This is a genomic window from Ruegeria conchae, from assembly GCF_000192475.1.
Classification (GTDB): domain Bacteria; phylum Pseudomonadota; class Alphaproteobacteria; order Rhodobacterales; family Rhodobacteraceae; genus Ruegeria; species Ruegeria conchae.
The window spans coordinates 42,808-55,919 of sequence record NZ_AEYW01000025.1 but is presented as its reverse complement, the minus strand read 5'-3'; the positions used below and the strand labels follow the sequence as shown (position 1 = coordinate 55,919).

The 13,112-nt window shown below is 55.1% G+C and carries 15 protein-coding genes, 1 tRNA gene and 1 pseudogene; 6 read left to right on the top strand and 11 right to left on the bottom strand.

All coding sequences use genetic code 11. The annotated features are described in order from the left end of the window. Positions 1-59: 59 nt before the first annotated feature. Entirely contained in the window at positions 60-1,061 is a 1,002-nt protein-coding gene (gene dgcN / locus G7G_RS0121505) for an N-acetyltransferase DgcN (protein WP_010443543.1), read from the bottom strand. Positions 1,062-1,356: 295 nt separating this feature from the next. Between dgcN and G7G_RS0121500 the strand changes: the two genes are divergently transcribed. Then, positions 1,357-2,319, top strand: a complete 963-nt coding sequence (locus G7G_RS0121500; protein ID WP_010443542.1) for an L-malyl-CoA/beta-methylmalyl-CoA lyase — start codon at positions 1,357-1,359, stop codon at positions 2,317-2,319. Positions 2,320-2,367: 48 nt separating this feature from the next. Here the strand turns inward: G7G_RS0121500 and G7G_RS0121495 are convergent, their stop codons facing one another. Together G7G_RS0121495 and G7G_RS0121490 are read right to left on the bottom strand one after the other, a co-directional pair. Then, positions 2,368-2,946, bottom strand: coding sequence for a PA14 domain-containing protein (locus tag G7G_RS0121495; RefSeq protein ID WP_010443541.1), 579 nt, complete (start codon positions 2,944-2,946; stop codon positions 2,368-2,370). A gap of 119 nt (positions 2,947-3,065) precedes the next feature. Continuing rightward, entirely contained in the window at positions 3,066-3,518 is a 453-nt protein-coding gene (locus G7G_RS0121490) for an Lrp/AsnC family transcriptional regulator (protein ID WP_010443540.1), read from the bottom strand. A 73-nt stretch (positions 3,519-3,591) separates the two neighbouring features. Here G7G_RS0121490 and G7G_RS0121485 point away from each other — a divergent pair, with 73 nt between their 5' ends. After that, positions 3,592-4,188, top strand: coding sequence for a LysE family translocator (locus G7G_RS0121485; RefSeq protein WP_010443539.1), 597 nt, complete (start codon positions 3,592-3,594; stop codon positions 4,186-4,188). 1 nt (position 4,189) lies between these two features. On the opposite strand, the gene G7G_RS0121480 is transcribed toward G7G_RS0121485, so the two are convergent. Both G7G_RS0121480 and G7G_RS0121475 read right to left on the bottom strand, forming a co-directional pair. Beyond that, entirely contained in the window at positions 4,190-5,023 is an 834-nt protein-coding gene (locus tag G7G_RS0121480; protein WP_010443538.1) for an AraC family transcriptional regulator, read from the bottom strand. 132 nt (positions 5,024-5,155) lie between these two features. Further along, positions 5,156-5,923 (bottom strand): hypothetical protein, encoded by a 768-nt coding sequence (locus tag G7G_RS0121475; RefSeq protein WP_029622257.1) that lies wholly within the window; start codon positions 5,921-5,923, stop codon positions 5,156-5,158. Between the two features lie 85 nt (positions 5,924-6,008). Between G7G_RS0121475 and G7G_RS0121470 the strand changes: the two genes are divergently transcribed. Further along, complete coding sequence (locus G7G_RS0121470) at positions 6,009-6,971, top strand: acetyl-CoA carboxylase carboxyltransferase subunit alpha (RefSeq protein ID WP_010443536.1); 963 nt, start codon at positions 6,009-6,011, stop codon at positions 6,969-6,971. A gap of 4 nt (positions 6,972-6,975) precedes the next feature. Here G7G_RS0121470 and G7G_RS0121465 read toward each other — a convergent pair whose 3' ends face one another. The 3 genes from G7G_RS0121465 to G7G_RS0121455 all read right to left on the bottom strand — a co-directional run bounded on the left by G7G_RS0121465 (position 6,976) and on the right by G7G_RS0121455 (position 9,589). Further along, a complete protein-coding gene (locus G7G_RS0121465) occupies positions 6,976-8,106 on the bottom strand; it encodes a lytic murein transglycosylase (protein WP_010443535.1) in 1,131 nt (376 codons plus the stop codon). A gap of 112 nt (positions 8,107-8,218) precedes the next feature. After that, a complete protein-coding gene (locus tag G7G_RS0121460; protein ID WP_029622256.1) occupies positions 8,219-8,866 on the bottom strand; it encodes a GntR family transcriptional regulator in 648 nt (215 codons plus the stop codon). A gap of 30 nt (positions 8,867-8,896) precedes the next feature. Next, positions 8,897-9,589 (bottom strand): M48 family metallopeptidase, encoded by a 693-nt coding sequence (locus G7G_RS0121455; RefSeq protein WP_037322146.1) that lies wholly within the window; start codon positions 9,587-9,589, stop codon positions 8,897-8,899. Between the two features lie 100 nt (positions 9,590-9,689). On the opposite strand from G7G_RS0121455, the gene G7G_RS0121450 reads away from it, so the two are divergent. From G7G_RS0121450 to G7G_RS25040, 3 genes and pseudogenes are all read left to right on the top strand, one after another. After that, positions 9,690-10,013 carry a TIGR02300 family protein gene (locus G7G_RS0121450; protein WP_010443532.1) on the top strand — a complete coding sequence of 108 codons (324 nt, stop codon included), beginning with the start codon at positions 9,690-9,692 and terminating at the stop codon, positions 10,011-10,013. 139 nt (positions 10,014-10,152) lie between these two features. Then, positions 10,153-10,228, top strand: a tRNA-Ala gene (locus G7G_RS0121445). Between the two features lie 188 nt (positions 10,229-10,416). Continuing rightward, positions 10,417-10,533, top strand: a pseudogene (locus tag G7G_RS25040) (IS5/IS1182 family transposase); the annotation flags it as partial. A 23-nt stretch (positions 10,534-10,556) separates the two neighbouring features. Here G7G_RS25040 and G7G_RS0121440 read toward each other — a convergent pair. From G7G_RS0121440 to G7G_RS0121430, 3 genes are all read right to left on the bottom strand, one after another. Beyond that, the gene (locus tag G7G_RS0121440; RefSeq protein WP_010443531.1) at positions 10,557-11,042 is read right to left on the bottom strand and encodes a prepilin peptidase; all 486 of its coding nucleotides are present in this window, start codon (positions 11,040-11,042) and stop codon (positions 10,557-10,559) included. Continuing rightward, positions 11,032-11,886: a helix-turn-helix transcriptional regulator gene (locus G7G_RS0121435; protein ID WP_037322121.1), complete on the bottom strand. Its 855-nt coding sequence runs from the start codon at positions 11,884-11,886 to the stop codon at positions 11,032-11,034. Before G7G_RS0121435 ends, G7G_RS0121440 begins: the two co-directional genes overlap by 11 nt. Positions 11,887-12,110: 224 nt before the next feature. Continuing rightward, the gene (locus G7G_RS0121430; protein ID WP_010443529.1) at positions 12,111-13,112 is read right to left on the bottom strand and encodes a type II secretion system F family protein; all 1,002 of its coding nucleotides are present in this window, start codon (positions 13,110-13,112) and stop codon (positions 12,111-12,113) included.

Genomic DNA, 13,112 nt, shown 5'->3' with positions numbered 1-13,112 from the left:
TTTTTGACAAATACGCCCGCCGGCGACGGACTGCTCCGCCTCCAGCGAGAGTGCTTAGATCACAGTGTGGCCAGCGCATCCACTAGTTTACCGGCTCCAAAGCGGTAGGGATCGGTCGCCGGGATGCCCATCTCGGTCTCAACCTTAGTGATATAGGCAAGCGCATCTTCTTCGCTCAGGTGCTGGGTGTTGATCGACACGCCTGCAACCTGACACTCTGGGTTTGCCACGCGCGCCAGCGGCAGTGCTGTGTCACGCAACTGCTCCAGCGTCGGCAGTGAATACTCAGGCAGTCCGCGCATATGGGTCCGGGTAGGTTCGTGGCACAGGATCAGCGCATCGGGCTGCCCGCCATGGATCAGCGCCATGGTCACACCCGAATAAGACACGTGGAACAGGGAACCCTGCCCTTCGATGTGATCCCAGTGATCCGGATCATTGTCCGGTGTCAGATACTCGACCGATCCTGCCATGAAATCCGCGATAACGGCATCCAGCGGTACACCCTGCCCCGTGACCAGAATGCCCGTCTGACCTGTAGCACGGAACGTGGATTTCATACCGCGCTTGCGCATTTCGGCATCCATCGACATCGCCGTATACATCTTACCGGCAGAGCAATCGGTTCCAACGGCCAGGCACCGTTTGCCGGTACGCTTGCGGCCGTTTGCAATCGGGTAACCAACAGTCGGCACACGGACGTCGTGCAAGGTGCATCCATGGGTCTGCGCAGCCGCAACCAAATCACCTTCGTCACGCAGCAGGTTGTGCAGGCCAGATGCCAGATCATAGCCCATTTCCAACGCTTCAATCAGAACTTCTTTCCAAGCTTCGCTGATGATCCCACCTCGGTTTGCGACACCAATGACAAGTGTCTTGGCGCCAGCGGCTTTACCTTCGGCCAGTGACATTTCCGTCAGGCCCAAGTCGGCCTTGCAACCCTCCAGCCTGATTTGACCAACAGCATTCTCAGGACGCCAGTCCCGGATGCCAATAGCCACTTTGGCCGCCAACAGGTCGGGCGCATCGCCCAAAAACAATAGGTACGGTGTCTCGATCATCGCGCTGCACTCCTTTGATTCTGGCCTAAGCTAGAGAACCGAATTGACGAGGGTTTCTCGATTTCTCCTTCCAAGCCACCTATCGGCAGGATAATTTCGTGCCCTGAAGCAAATATGCGCAAAAATCTTCGAAGTTTTCAAACTGATCAAAGTTTAAGCATCCTTTTGTGTTTCAAATTTTGTTCATTCTGCACGCGCATTGCCGCAGCTGCACAATCACGCTTGCGCTGCGCTGCGCAATTTAATATCCCATCACCAGCAAAGAACGCAACTTCCTTACTCACAAGAGGTCCAGATGAGCTTCCGCATTCAACCCGCCGCTCCGGCCCGACCCAATCGCTGCCAACTGTTTGGCCCAGGCTCGAACACCAAGCTGTTTCCCAAGATGGCCGCGTCGGCAGCGGATGTCATTAACCTGGATCTGGAAGACTCGGTGGCCCCGTCCGACAAGGATACCGCGCGCGCCAATGTCATCGAAGCGCTCAATACGGTCGATTGGGGCAACAAATATATGTCGGTCCGGATCAACGGGCTGGATACGCCCTATTGGTACCGCGACGTGGTCGATGTGCTGGAACAGGCAGGCGATCGGCTGGATCAGATCATGATCCCCAAGGTCGGGTGTGCGGCAGATGTTTATGCGGTGGACGCGCTGGTTACTGCCATCGAGCGGGCCAAGGGCCGAACCAAGCCCATCTCTTTCGAGGTGATCATCGAGTCTGCCGCTGGCTTGGCGCATGTCGAAGAGATCGCAGCATCATCTCCGCGTATGCAAGCCATGAGCCTTGGCGCCGCGGATTTTGCAGCCTCGATGGGCATGCAGACAACCGGCATCGGTGGCACACAGGAAAACTACTATATGCTGCGCGAAGGCGAAAAGCACTGGTCCGACCCGTGGCATTGGGCGCAGGCCGCCATCGTCGCCGCCTGCCGCACCCATGGCGTGCTGCCGGTCGATGGCCCGTTCGGCGATTTTTCTGATGATGAGGGATATATCGCGCAAGCCAAACGCTCGGCCACTCTGGGAATGGTCGGCAAATGGGCCATCCACCCCAAGCAGATTGCATTGGCTAATCAGGTTTTCACCCCGTCAGATGAGGCGGTGTCCGAAGCGCGCGAAATTCTAGCCGCAATGGAACAGGCAAAGGCTAACGGTGAAGGCGCAACCGTCTACAAAGGACGTTTGGTGGATATCGCCTCGATTAAGCAGGCCGAAGTCATCGTAGCGCAGTCCGAACTGATCGCGGCAGGCGGCTAGCGCACAAATAGAAAAGGCGCTCGATCGAGCGCCTTTCACTTTATGTAATCAGCGGCCGAAAACGTCGTTGGGTGTCCAGGTAATTCTCTGACCCTGTTTACCCCATTTCATCATCAAGCAAGACGTACCGTATTTCTGAAAGTACTTGATGTTGAGAGGATACCAACCAGCTTTCGGCACTTCGACTTCGGTCCGTTGGTTAGCCTCACAGCCTTGGCGACCATTAACATATCCAATTTGCTGGCCACCGACCCACGCATCGATCCCGTCATTTGACCAGGTTTCAAGCTCGTATATCCCGGGTGAATCAAAACGAATATAACCCGTGATTTCCGCGGCAACATTGAAGGCTTCGTTGAAAGTCAGGACAGGATCGCCCTCATTCGTATCACGGTAGTCCAGCCCTCTAAGTGGCGCGCCCGGCTTGGCCTTCCTCAAAAGTTGTTTAACTTTGGCGAGGTTTTGGATTTTGCGAGGCGGATTACCTTCCCAGCTATACTTTGCATTCAACCCCGCTTTTGGACTGGGTTGAGGATTTGCCGGCGTTAACTTCAAAGGTGCAGCCGCCGCCGCACCCGCAAGAATTGCTATGACTGCAACAAGCGCTCCGGTCCGGAAAAATTTCATGGTCTTCTCCCTGAATTCGCGCCCGCTTGGGGATCAATCCCTGCCGACGACACTGTTGCAAAGACCTTAGGCTGTGAATTTTTGACCTGCAAGGTGGTTAGAATTCACTTTTTTGGCCTTTACGCGCGCATATCCTTGGGCGACCCCATTACCACGTATGAGGTAATCGAGGTCACATGCGGAAGCGTTCCCAATACCTCAGTATGGAAGGTTTTGTAGGATGCGAGGTCTGCACATTCGACCCGCAAAAGGTACTCGATCGTGCCTGTGATATTGTGACATTCGACCACCTCGGGCGCTTGCTGCAGTGCTTCTTCAAATCCTTCTTGGGCGGCCTTGGTATGCTCACCCAGCCCGACGCCGATATAGGCAACAAAGCCTATGCCCAAGGCAGCCGGGTTCAGAACTGCGCGATAGCCCGATATTACACCCGCGCGCTCCAACTCTTGCACCCGACGCAGACAGGCAGACGGCGACAGGCCAACGCGGTCGGCAAGATCGAGGTTGCTGATACGACCATCTTGCGACACTTCGCGCAATATATGTTGATTTATTCGATCAATCTTCGCCATTTGTTGTTAACAATATTCAATAACCGCACAAAAAAGCAATTTCATTCGCCGAGATCGGCGAGAAAATGCGGTCATGACATACGAGATTTTGATGGCCCTGATCGTGTTCGCCTTTGTGTCCTCGATAACTCCGGGGCCAAACAACCTCATGCTCATGGCGTCAGGCGCGAATTTTGGCTTCCGGCGAACGATACCACATATGTTGGGTATCGGGTTAGGCTTTACCTTCATGGTATTATTGGTGGGCGCAGGGCTGGTTCAGGTTTTCGACCGTTTCCCGGTTAGTTATACGGTGCTTAAGATCGCATCCGTCATTTACCTGCTGTATCTGGCTTGGAAGATCGCACATGCAGCGCCTGTGAAGGGGCAAGCAGCAAGCGGTACGCCGATGACGTTCCTTCAGGCTGCCAGCTTTCAGTGGGTCAATCCAAAGGCCTGGGCCATGGCGCTTACGGCGACTGCAGCATATGCGCCGGGACAAACGCTCGAAGCCATCATACTGGTTGCGCTGGTGTTCGGAGCGATCAATCTGCCATCGGTCAGCGCGTGGACGGTTCTGGGCCAACAAATGGCACGGGTCCTGACCAACCCGCGCCGCTTGCTGATATTTAACTGGACGATGGCTGTGCTACTGGTTGCATCGCTCTACCCTGTTCTTTGGCCGCAATAAGTCATTTGAGCGGTAGACAGATTTCGGTCAGCAGGTCCTCGGGTGCAGTTTCACGCGGATCATTCAGATAGATTTCATAGCAAGGCTGATCCGCAGGCTCCTCGCCAGAATCGGGCAACCAATTTCCGAACAGCGTCTGATAGGCGGCGTATATGCCGGAATACGGGCCTTTGTAGGTCAGAACTGCCGTTTTGCCGCCTGGGATGCTGAGGTCTTCCATCCCCTCCGGTGTATCTTTGCCGCAGAATTGAGCCCCCGCAAAGCTGCGCAATTCATCTTCCTGAACGTCTTCGGGGCTGTCGAGATAGAGCCCGATCATCGGGCCGACCTGCGGCCACAGTTTTCGGGATTCGCATAGGGCACCAAAGGCCTCAAAACTGCGGCCAATCTCGGCATAAGCCCCTTTATGCGGAAGTGCTACGACACGGCGGGACGGTTCTGTGCGGGTTGTCACAGGATGCATGGGGTATTCTCCGGTTTTGAATTTTGGATGAGCCGGCAGAATCTGCCCCGCCTTGCGAAACGCGGTGGGACTGCTGCCGTAGGCCTCGGAAAAGGCTCGTGCAAAAGATTTCAGGTTCGGATAACCAATATCGGTCGCTATCTGCGCAACAGGCCTGTCCGACTGCACCAACCAACAGGCGGCACGATGCAATCTGATCCGGCGCGCAGCCTGCGCGCAGGTTTCACCGGTGATGGCACGAAACACGCGATGCCAATGAAATCGTGACATCGCCGCGACATCGGCCAAAGCATCCAGCGACAAATCCCCAGCGGGGTGATCGTGGATATAAGCCAACACGCGCAACACGCGATCTTCATAGCTGGCGACCATCGGTATCCTTCCTTCTCATTGCCCATCTGTCGTGACATATTCCACGACCACAAATCTTGCTGAGTTCGATGGAAGAGACGCTCAGCTTTTTGGTACAATCATTTCAGAGACAATTGCTCTTATTTTCAGCGCCTACTTGGAGATCGCTTCGTAAGTTCGATCAGCGTCAATCCAGAAGCCTTGCTCGCCTTCAACCACCAAAGTGCCAAGTTTGTAACCGAATTCAAGATCGTGATCTTCGACCCAAATCCTGCAGATCCAATAGCTTCGATCATCCAATTTGCTACAATCAGAGGTGAACCAGAAACCATCTTCGTTGATGGCATTGGTCTGTAGGACCTTCGTTACTAGCAAGTCGCCGCGGATATCTGTTACGCTCATAACTACCCGGCCATCGGTTTCAAATGGCAAATTGAATGGTCGTTTGATGGCCAAGTTTTGATCGAATGAGTAAACACTGAAAATTCTCAGTTTCGTTGTATCAAACCCATTGCGAAGCAGAAAATTATTGTAACCCTCGGCGTTAAGGCGAAGAAACCCAAATGCCGGAAGAACGTCTGCATTGGTATCCGACATGCAGAATACCTGCGTTGTCTCGCCACCAAGCAAAATCAGTTCGCCAACAATTCGAGGGCCTTCTTTAGGGTTCACCTGCAGGGAAGAACTTGCTTTCAAGGTCAGCAACTGATTTCCGATCTGGACTACCAATTCAGACACAAAATGACATGCCGCAATCCGCTCAGCTTCTTCTTTTTTGGATTGATAAATCCCCCAAGAAACATGAGCGACGAACCAGACCACCCCGAAAGCGACGACTGTCAGGGAAAGCAACAACAAAAACACAGCCCCGCGAAACGCCGCCTCGATGAATTTAACCGCATGATCAATTACTTTTAGCATGCTCAGCATCTCAAATGCCCCTTGTTGTTGCATCTGAAGACAGCCAACGGCATATAGCTAGGAAAATTCACGCGAGTGAGGCGTCATGACCCAGTATCTGGATTTCGAAAAACCGCTGGCCGAGATCGAAGGCAAAGCTGAAGAGCTGCGCGCGCTGGCCCGCGCAAATGAAGAGATGGACGTGGCCGAAGAAGCCGCCGCACTGGATGCCAAGGCCGCCAAACTGCTGGACGAGCTTTATGGAGACCTCACGCCGTGGAGGAAATGCCAGGTCGCGCGGCACCCTGAACGGCCTCATTGCAACGATTACGTAGATGCGTTGTTCACCGAATTCACACCTCTGGCCGGCGACCGGAACTTTGCCGATGACCTGGCGGTCATTGGCGGTCTGGCGCGGTTCAACGATCAACCGGTGATGGTGATTGGCCATGAAAAAGGCAGCGACACCAAATCGCGGATCGAGCGCAATTTCGGCATGGCCCGCCCCGAAGGCTATCGCAAAGCCGTTCGACTGATGGAAATGGCGGGCCGCTTTGGTCTGCCGGTGATCACTTTGATCGATACAGCAGGCGCCTATCCCGGCAAAGGCGCGGAAGAGCGCGGCCAGTCCGAGGCCATCGCACGCTCAACCGAGATGTGCCTGAAGATCGGCGTACCACTGGTTTCTGTCATCATCGGCGAAGGCGGATCGGGTGGAGCCGTTGCGTTTGCAACAGCGAACCGCGTGGCGATGCTGGAGCATTCGGTCTACTCGGTGATTTCGCCCGAGGGCTGCGCCTCGATCCTGTGGAAGGATGCCGAGAAGATGCGTGAAGCCGCCGAGGCGCTCCGTCTGACGGCTCAGGACCTGCACAAACTGGGTATCTGTGACCACATCATTCCAGAACCCAAAGGCGGGGCGCATCGCGACCGCCCTGCAGCGGTTGAATCCGTGCGGTCTGCAATTGCTTCGATGCTGAAAGAGCTCGACGGAAAAGATGCGGCGGCCCTGATCAAGGACCGCCGTCAGAAATTCCTGGATATCGGCTCAAAAGGGCTGGCGGCTTAACCCGTCAACCTCCCAAACTCTGCAACAACGCCACTGAAGGCTGACCGGTTACGGACAGCCCGTTGGCGCGTTGATAAGCGCTGATTGCAGCCTCAGTGTTTTTTCCGATCACTCCGTCTGCGCCTTGCGTGTCATAACCCGCAGATGTCAGGCGGCGCTGTAGTTCTTTACGATCGTCAAGCGTCAACCCGGTTGCATCCGGCCCGAATGAGGCCTGGAACGGTGCCCCGCCCGCGATCCGATCCGCAAGATGGCCCACACCAATCGCGTAACTGTCCGAGTTGTTATAGCGCTTGATCACTTGAAAATTGCGGAACACCGCAATGCGTGGTCCGGGCGTCTGCGGTTGTAACACTGCCACCGGAGAGCCCGAGACTGTACCGACTTCCCCACCCCAAGGCTGACCCTGCACCCAACCGGCGCGCGACAGATACGCGGCGGTTGAGGCCAACGAATCTGCCGGATCTTCGGACCAAATATCGCGGCGTCCATCACCGGTGAAATCAACGGCATAGGCTAGATAAGAGGTAGGGATAAACTGGGTGTGTCCCATCGCTCCGGCCCAGCTGCCGGTCATGTTGGCCGGGGTTGTATCGCCCTCTTGAATGATCTTCAGCGCCGCCACCAGTTGCTTTTCAAAGAACGCCCCGCGCCGCCCATCATAGGCCAGCGTCGAGGTCGCCGAGATCACCGGCACATCACCGCGCCGTGCGCCGTAGCGGCTTTCTAGTCCCCACACTGCGACAACAATTTCCTTGTCGACACCATATTGCGCTTCGATCTGCGACAGAGTCCCTGCGTGCCGCACGAGCATCTGTTTGCCGGTGCTGATCCGCTCGTCCGACGCGGCAATGGCCAGATAATCCTCAAGCGAGCGCTTGAACTCGACCTGATTGCGGTCGCGCTCGATCACATCGGGCAAATATCCCGCCCCCTGAAAGGCGCGATTTAGCGTAGATTGAGAGATGCCCTGCGACGCTGCCCGGCCTTTGAAACCAGCAACCCACGCATCCCATCCAGCGTTCGGGACAGCGCGCATTCGCGACGCTGGAGCACTGGTTGGTGCACTGCCAGTTGAACAGGCTGCCAACAGCGTCGCCCCAAGCCCGATAGAAAAAGTTCTTCGATTGATCATGATTGAAATCTGCTCTTGTTGTGATTTGCTTTCAGGATAACGCAGCCCGCCCGTTCAGACCAGCAGAGCAGCATCTGAAACCAACCTGTCAATGAGATGGGCAACAAGCCGCTCAGGTTACGAGCAGGCGCAATCCTTGCGTCACGTCCGAGCGCACCGCCAATCTAAGACCTGGTTCATCCCCAGCCTTGAGCGCTGCGATGATCAAACGGTGGTAATGCGGCGGCTCAGTTCGTCGCAGCCGGCCATAAAGTGCCCGCATCGTGGGACCAAGCTGCAGCCAAACGGTCTCGGCCATTGCAAGCATCGCGGGGGCCTGTGCGCGCAGGTAAAGCGTCCGGTGGAATTCCAGATTGGAACGGATATAGCCAACCGCGTCGCGTTTAGTGACCATCTCGGCGACGGCCATGTTGATGCTTTGCAGCCGGTCAATCAGTGCCATGTGCGCGCGCGGCAGGGCACGACTGGCCAATTCAACCTCAAGCAGCGCACGCAATGCGGCCAACTCCTCGATCCGATCCCGTGTCAGTTCAGGGGTCGACACGCGGCCCGAGGTGGACAGTGACAGCGCGCCTTCCGCTGCAAGCCTCCGCACTGCTTCGCGCGCAGGCGTCATCGACACACCGAATTCCTTGCCTATACCGCGCAATGTCAACGCCTGCCCCGGAGCCATCTCACCATGCATGATACGAGACCTGAGTGATCGATACACTCGATCATGGGTCGCGGTGTGGGACTCGGCGGGGCGTGTGGTCAGCATGAGCTTATGTGATCACAAACTTTCCCGGCGTCAAGCGGCGGGTTCGAAGCGATAGCGGTGAAGTTCAGCCCCATTGTCGCGCAACCAGCGGCGGGCCTCTTTGTACGGGCCAAATATCCGCTCGACCTGCGCCCAGAAGGCGGGAGAATGGTTCATTTCGATCAGATGCGCCACTTCATGAGCGGCCACATAGTGCAGCACCTCAGGCGGTGCGAGGATCAGTCGCCATGAAAACATCAACGCACCAGCAGAACTGCAGGATCCCCAACGCGAACGCGTATCACGCAGCGTAATGCTACTATACGGACGACCCAACATTGCGGCATAATCATCACACGCTCCGGTCAAACGATCGCGGGCAAGTTCTTTGAGAAACCGGGCGAGTCTCCGCGCCTCCGCCCCAGCAGGAACACCGATCTCGTCCCCCTTCAGCAGCACCCGCCGACCTGAGATTTGAACGATTCGCCGTGCTTTTCCCTCTATTGATATGGATTGACCGAACTCAACGGTTTCATGGTCTGGCCTGTCCTGAAGATGACCGCGAATCCAATCCTCTTTCTGATGCGCGAAATCCAAAGCCTCGGCTTCGGGGACACCTTTTGGGTAGGTCAGCGTAACCCGCCCATCCAATTGGGAAATCCGCAAACTGATCCGTCTTGCCTGCGCAGATTTGCGCAATGTCAGCGGCACCGGAGGGGTTCCAGGCAATGCGTGTCGCCCCATGGGCCGATCTCCTTCGCGCAAAGGCTTTGACAGTGCCTGCCGCTTATGGCAGGTGACCTGAATCATTGATGAGATTCACCTGATATCAAGGGGATTTGATATGCCCAAGGAAGAATGGGGCGTAAAGCGTGTTTGCCCGACCACTGGTAAACGCTTTTACGACCTTAACAAGGACCCGATCGTCAGCCCCTATACCGGCGAGATCGTTGAACTGGAAACCGGCAAAAGCCGGATGATCGCGGCAGATGCTGAAGATGCGGCTTCGGTTAAAGCACGTGAAGCTTCGTCGGACGAAGATATCGTGTTGGATGATGACGACAACGTCGATGTCGAACTGGACGACGATCTGCTGGACGATGATGACGACAGCGACAACGTTTCGCTGGACGATATCAAGGACATGTCGTCAGAAGACGAAAATTGATGGGTTTCGAGGCAGCCCCAGCTGCCTCATCCCAGTCCACCGGATTAGTTCGCACTTTTTCACCGAATCCGATTTTTGGACTTGCACTCTACGGCGACGTCTCATAAACGTCCGTCCACCGCTTTGGCGGTACCTGCATGGGGCCTTAGCTCAGTTGGGAGAGCGCTTGCATGGCATGCAAGAGGTCAGGGGTTCGACTCCCCTAGGCTCCACCAAATCTCAATAATTGATCCACCACCCAGAGTTCTTCCTTTTTGGCAAAAGAAATTTCCTTTGGGTTCGGAGCGGACGCTCATTGTTCGTACACATCAGAGTCGCCTAAGCGCTGTCGCCAACAACCTGAAAACCGCAAAAAGAATTTTCCTTGCGGTTCATAAAGCGATGTGGTGCTCAACACACCACCCAGATCATGTTTGGCCGGTTGAAAGACTGGAGACGCGTTACCACCTGCCACGACAGATACCTATAAGGACTTCCTTTTTACCATAGCACCCCAGCAACCGTTATGTATTGGCCATGAGGCATAAGACTACCCTGGAAGTACTACCCCAAGCCCATCGCAACCATGGGTAATAATACACCCGACATGGCGATCGATACACCCATCGGATAGCTCGCTTTTGGTCGCAATGCGAGCCAGCGGCATTCCGGAAATCCAATTATCGAGCGACTTGTGATCACAAACAGCATGCCCACGACCATGGACAGGGTGAAAGTGTAAAAGAACAGCAAAAGAAAGTAGCTGGGCACAAACAATGTCAGCGCGGCGATTGCCTTTACGTCGCCTCCACCCCACAGGCGCAGCGTGAAACCAAGAAAACCAACGACAAATACGCCGACGCCGAAGACCGCGCGGTATACCGTCTCGTGGAAGGATAGAAACACGGGCGCGGAGAGAACAAAAGCGGCGAGCATTATCAGTACCAGCTTATTGGATATCCTGAGGTTTTTCAGGTCATTCCATGCCATTGCAGCCAAAAGCGGAGTAATGACGATCAAAGGGACGAACTGCGCGACTTCAGGCGACATTTTCGCTACCCGCATTCAGCGATTGGCGCTTGACCATCGGGGTCAGCAAATCATGGATCAATTCGGGTTGAGATGACGTTTCTGTTTTGACGTAGATATTGCGAAGATGCGTACGCAGTGTCGAAATTGAAATCGATAACTCGGACAACAAGGCGTTGTTGTTCAATCCGCGCGCCAATAACAGGCAAACCCGATATTCCGAGCGACTCAGCCGACAAGGGTTGTCCATAGACAAAATGCTTTTTGGTTCTTTCTTGATAAGCTTTCGGCGCGTGTTTTTCAGCTTCGCTTCGGAAAACCGACCAAGAGATCTTTTCTTCCAGCAATCCGACAGAACAGGGCCCAGAACGCTCAGAATATCTACCGCGGCCGAAGAGATGGGGTGGCTGAAATGCAATTCCAGAAAGTCGGCGACACCATTTTGTCGTTCCAGCAGAATGGAAACTGACTCGGAAAACCTGCGGAAAGCATAGAACTCTGACAGATGTTCGTATTCGGACAGGTCATCCTGTCCACCGAACCAAGCCGACCCCAGTTTGGCCCCGCTCATGTTGTTTCCGCAAATGGCAGGCGCGATGCAGAAATCGAAACCGCTGAAACTGTCCGGTGTCTTGTGATTGGCGTCGTAGCTCAGCACTTTTGCCGAATTCTGATTGCCGTGCAGGTCCACCCGGCTGATTGAAACGACTTCCGCATCAATTGCGCGAGCTGTTTCGCGCAGTGCATTTAGCAGTGGGACTTTCCCCTGAGTCGCCTGGCAAAGGACAGCTACGACTTTTAGAAGTTCTGACGTTGGTGCCCCTGCACCGGGCGCGAAACGATGCGCCGAAAACAAACTATTCATACCGTTTAACATTGACCGAAACCCGATCAACCCTTTCGACAGACACCCCCACCCGTCGATTGCGTCGCGATTTTTTGTGTGGCCGGACTCCACTTAACTACCTAAAAGCTTACTCTTTTCTCTCTTAACTGGGCAAAATCTGCCGAAACCAGACGCCCGTTTGTCCTCGTTTTGGAAACATGGCCTGCCCGAACTCGCGATTACCGCGGATCCGGGCGCGAATTTTACGCTCCAAAGCCACGGAAGTATCGAATCATCGAAGGTGCGGCGGTAATGATGATCAGCGTCGGCAGCATCAGCGCAGCCAAAACAGCGGACATCTTTACCGGTAGCTGGTTTGCCAGTTCCTGTGCCCGTGTTTCGCGTGAGTCCCGCATTTCAGACGCATAGGTAGTCAGAGCTTCGGACATACTGGTCCCGTAGCGTATGGATTGCTGGACAACCGTGGCAAAGGACTGGATTTCATCAACCCCTGTACGCCGCGCCATGTCAGACAGCGCAGTTGCGCGGGGGCGTCCGGCCTGAATCTCGTGCTGGGTGTTCAGAAACTCAAACGCTAGGTCAGGGGAGGCCAGCGCCAGTTCGTTCCCGACCCGTGTCATAGCGGCATCAAAGCCCAGCCCAGCATGAAGCGAGATCTGCAGCAGATCGAGAGCATTTGGGAATGCATCGCGGATACGCTGCTGACGTTCTTTGCGGCGATGCTTCAGCCAGGCCGCGGGAACAAAATATCCGACGGCCGTCAGCAAACCGATAAGCTGAATAGCGTTGGCTTTGCTGATGGATTCAAAAATGCCCGTAATCGCGCTGGGAACGGGGATGCCAGGCGTTCTTGAGGCAACGATGAGCAGACCCACAATCATCGGCACGAAAATCCCAAGCCAAACCCGAGTCAGTGTGTAGATCCGCAGGGCATTTCGACCGGTCAGCCCGGCTTGAATCAGCTGATCCTCGATCTTGCGCCGCTCAGCTTCCCTACTGGGCAGTGCGGCCTTAAAAAGACCTTTAGGGGTGACGAGAGTTTCGCGCAACAGTCCACGGTCATTGCGGGCCTCATACCTTTGGGCGCGCAGATTGGCGATACGGACAGCCGCTGGATGGCGACGGCTTAACGCCGAGGTTACGGCGACGAACACCAGCAAAACGCCAAGACCAAAGACGGTCAGCAGAATTGTTTCGGCTGGCAGCCCGAAACGAAGCGACATAATTTCCAGAATATTTTCCAT

Coding starts and splice junctions, on each gene's coding strand:
- G7G_RS0121460 (WP_029622256.1), bottom strand. CDS start 8,866: ATGCTGACCACACGCCCCGCCGAGTCCCACACCGCGACCCATGATCGA.
- dgcN (WP_010443543.1), bottom strand. CDS start 1,061: ATGATCGAGACACCGTACCTATTGTTTTTGGGCGATGCGCCCGACCTG.
- G7G_RS0121475 (WP_029622257.1), bottom strand. CDS start 5,923: ATGCTAAAAGTAATTGATCATGCGGTTAAATTCATCGAGGCGGCGTTT.
- G7G_RS0121465 (WP_010443535.1), bottom strand. CDS start 8,106: ATGATCAATCGAAGAACTTTTTCTATCGGGCTTGGGGCGACGCTGTTG.
- G7G_RS0121430 (WP_010443529.1), bottom strand. CDS start 13,112: ATGGAAAATATTCTGGAAATTATGTCGCTTCGTTTCGGGCTGCCAGCC.
- G7G_RS0121455 (WP_037322146.1), bottom strand. CDS start 9,589: ATGGGGCGACACGCATTGCCTGGAACCCCTCCGGTGCCGCTGACATTG.
- G7G_RS0121485 (WP_010443539.1), top strand. CDS start 3,592: ATGACATACGAGATTTTGATGGCCCTGATCGTGTTCGCCTTTGTGTCC.
- G7G_RS0121450 (WP_010443532.1), top strand. CDS start 9,690: ATGCCCAAGGAAGAATGGGGCGTAAAGCGTGTTTGCCCGACCACTGGT.
- G7G_RS0121490 (WP_010443540.1), bottom strand. CDS start 3,518: ATGGCGAAGATTGATCGAATAAATCAACATATATTGCGCGAAGTGTCG.
- G7G_RS0121435 (WP_037322121.1), bottom strand. CDS start 11,886: ATGAATAGTTTGTTTTCGGCGCATCGTTTCGCGCCCGGTGCAGGGGCA.
- G7G_RS0121440 (WP_010443531.1), bottom strand. CDS start 11,042: ATGTCGCCTGAAGTCGCGCAGTTCGTCCCTTTGATCGTCATTACTCCG.
- G7G_RS0121470 (WP_010443536.1), top strand. CDS start 6,009: ATGACCCAGTATCTGGATTTCGAAAAACCGCTGGCCGAGATCGAAGGC.
- G7G_RS0121495 (WP_010443541.1), bottom strand. CDS start 2,946: ATGAAATTTTTCCGGACCGGAGCGCTTGTTGCAGTCATAGCAATTCTT.
- G7G_RS0121480 (WP_010443538.1), bottom strand. CDS start 5,023: ATGGTCGCCAGCTATGAAGATCGCGTGTTGCGCGTGTTGGCTTATATC.
- G7G_RS0121500 (WP_010443542.1), top strand. CDS start 1,357: ATGAGCTTCCGCATTCAACCCGCCGCTCCGGCCCGACCCAATCGCTGC.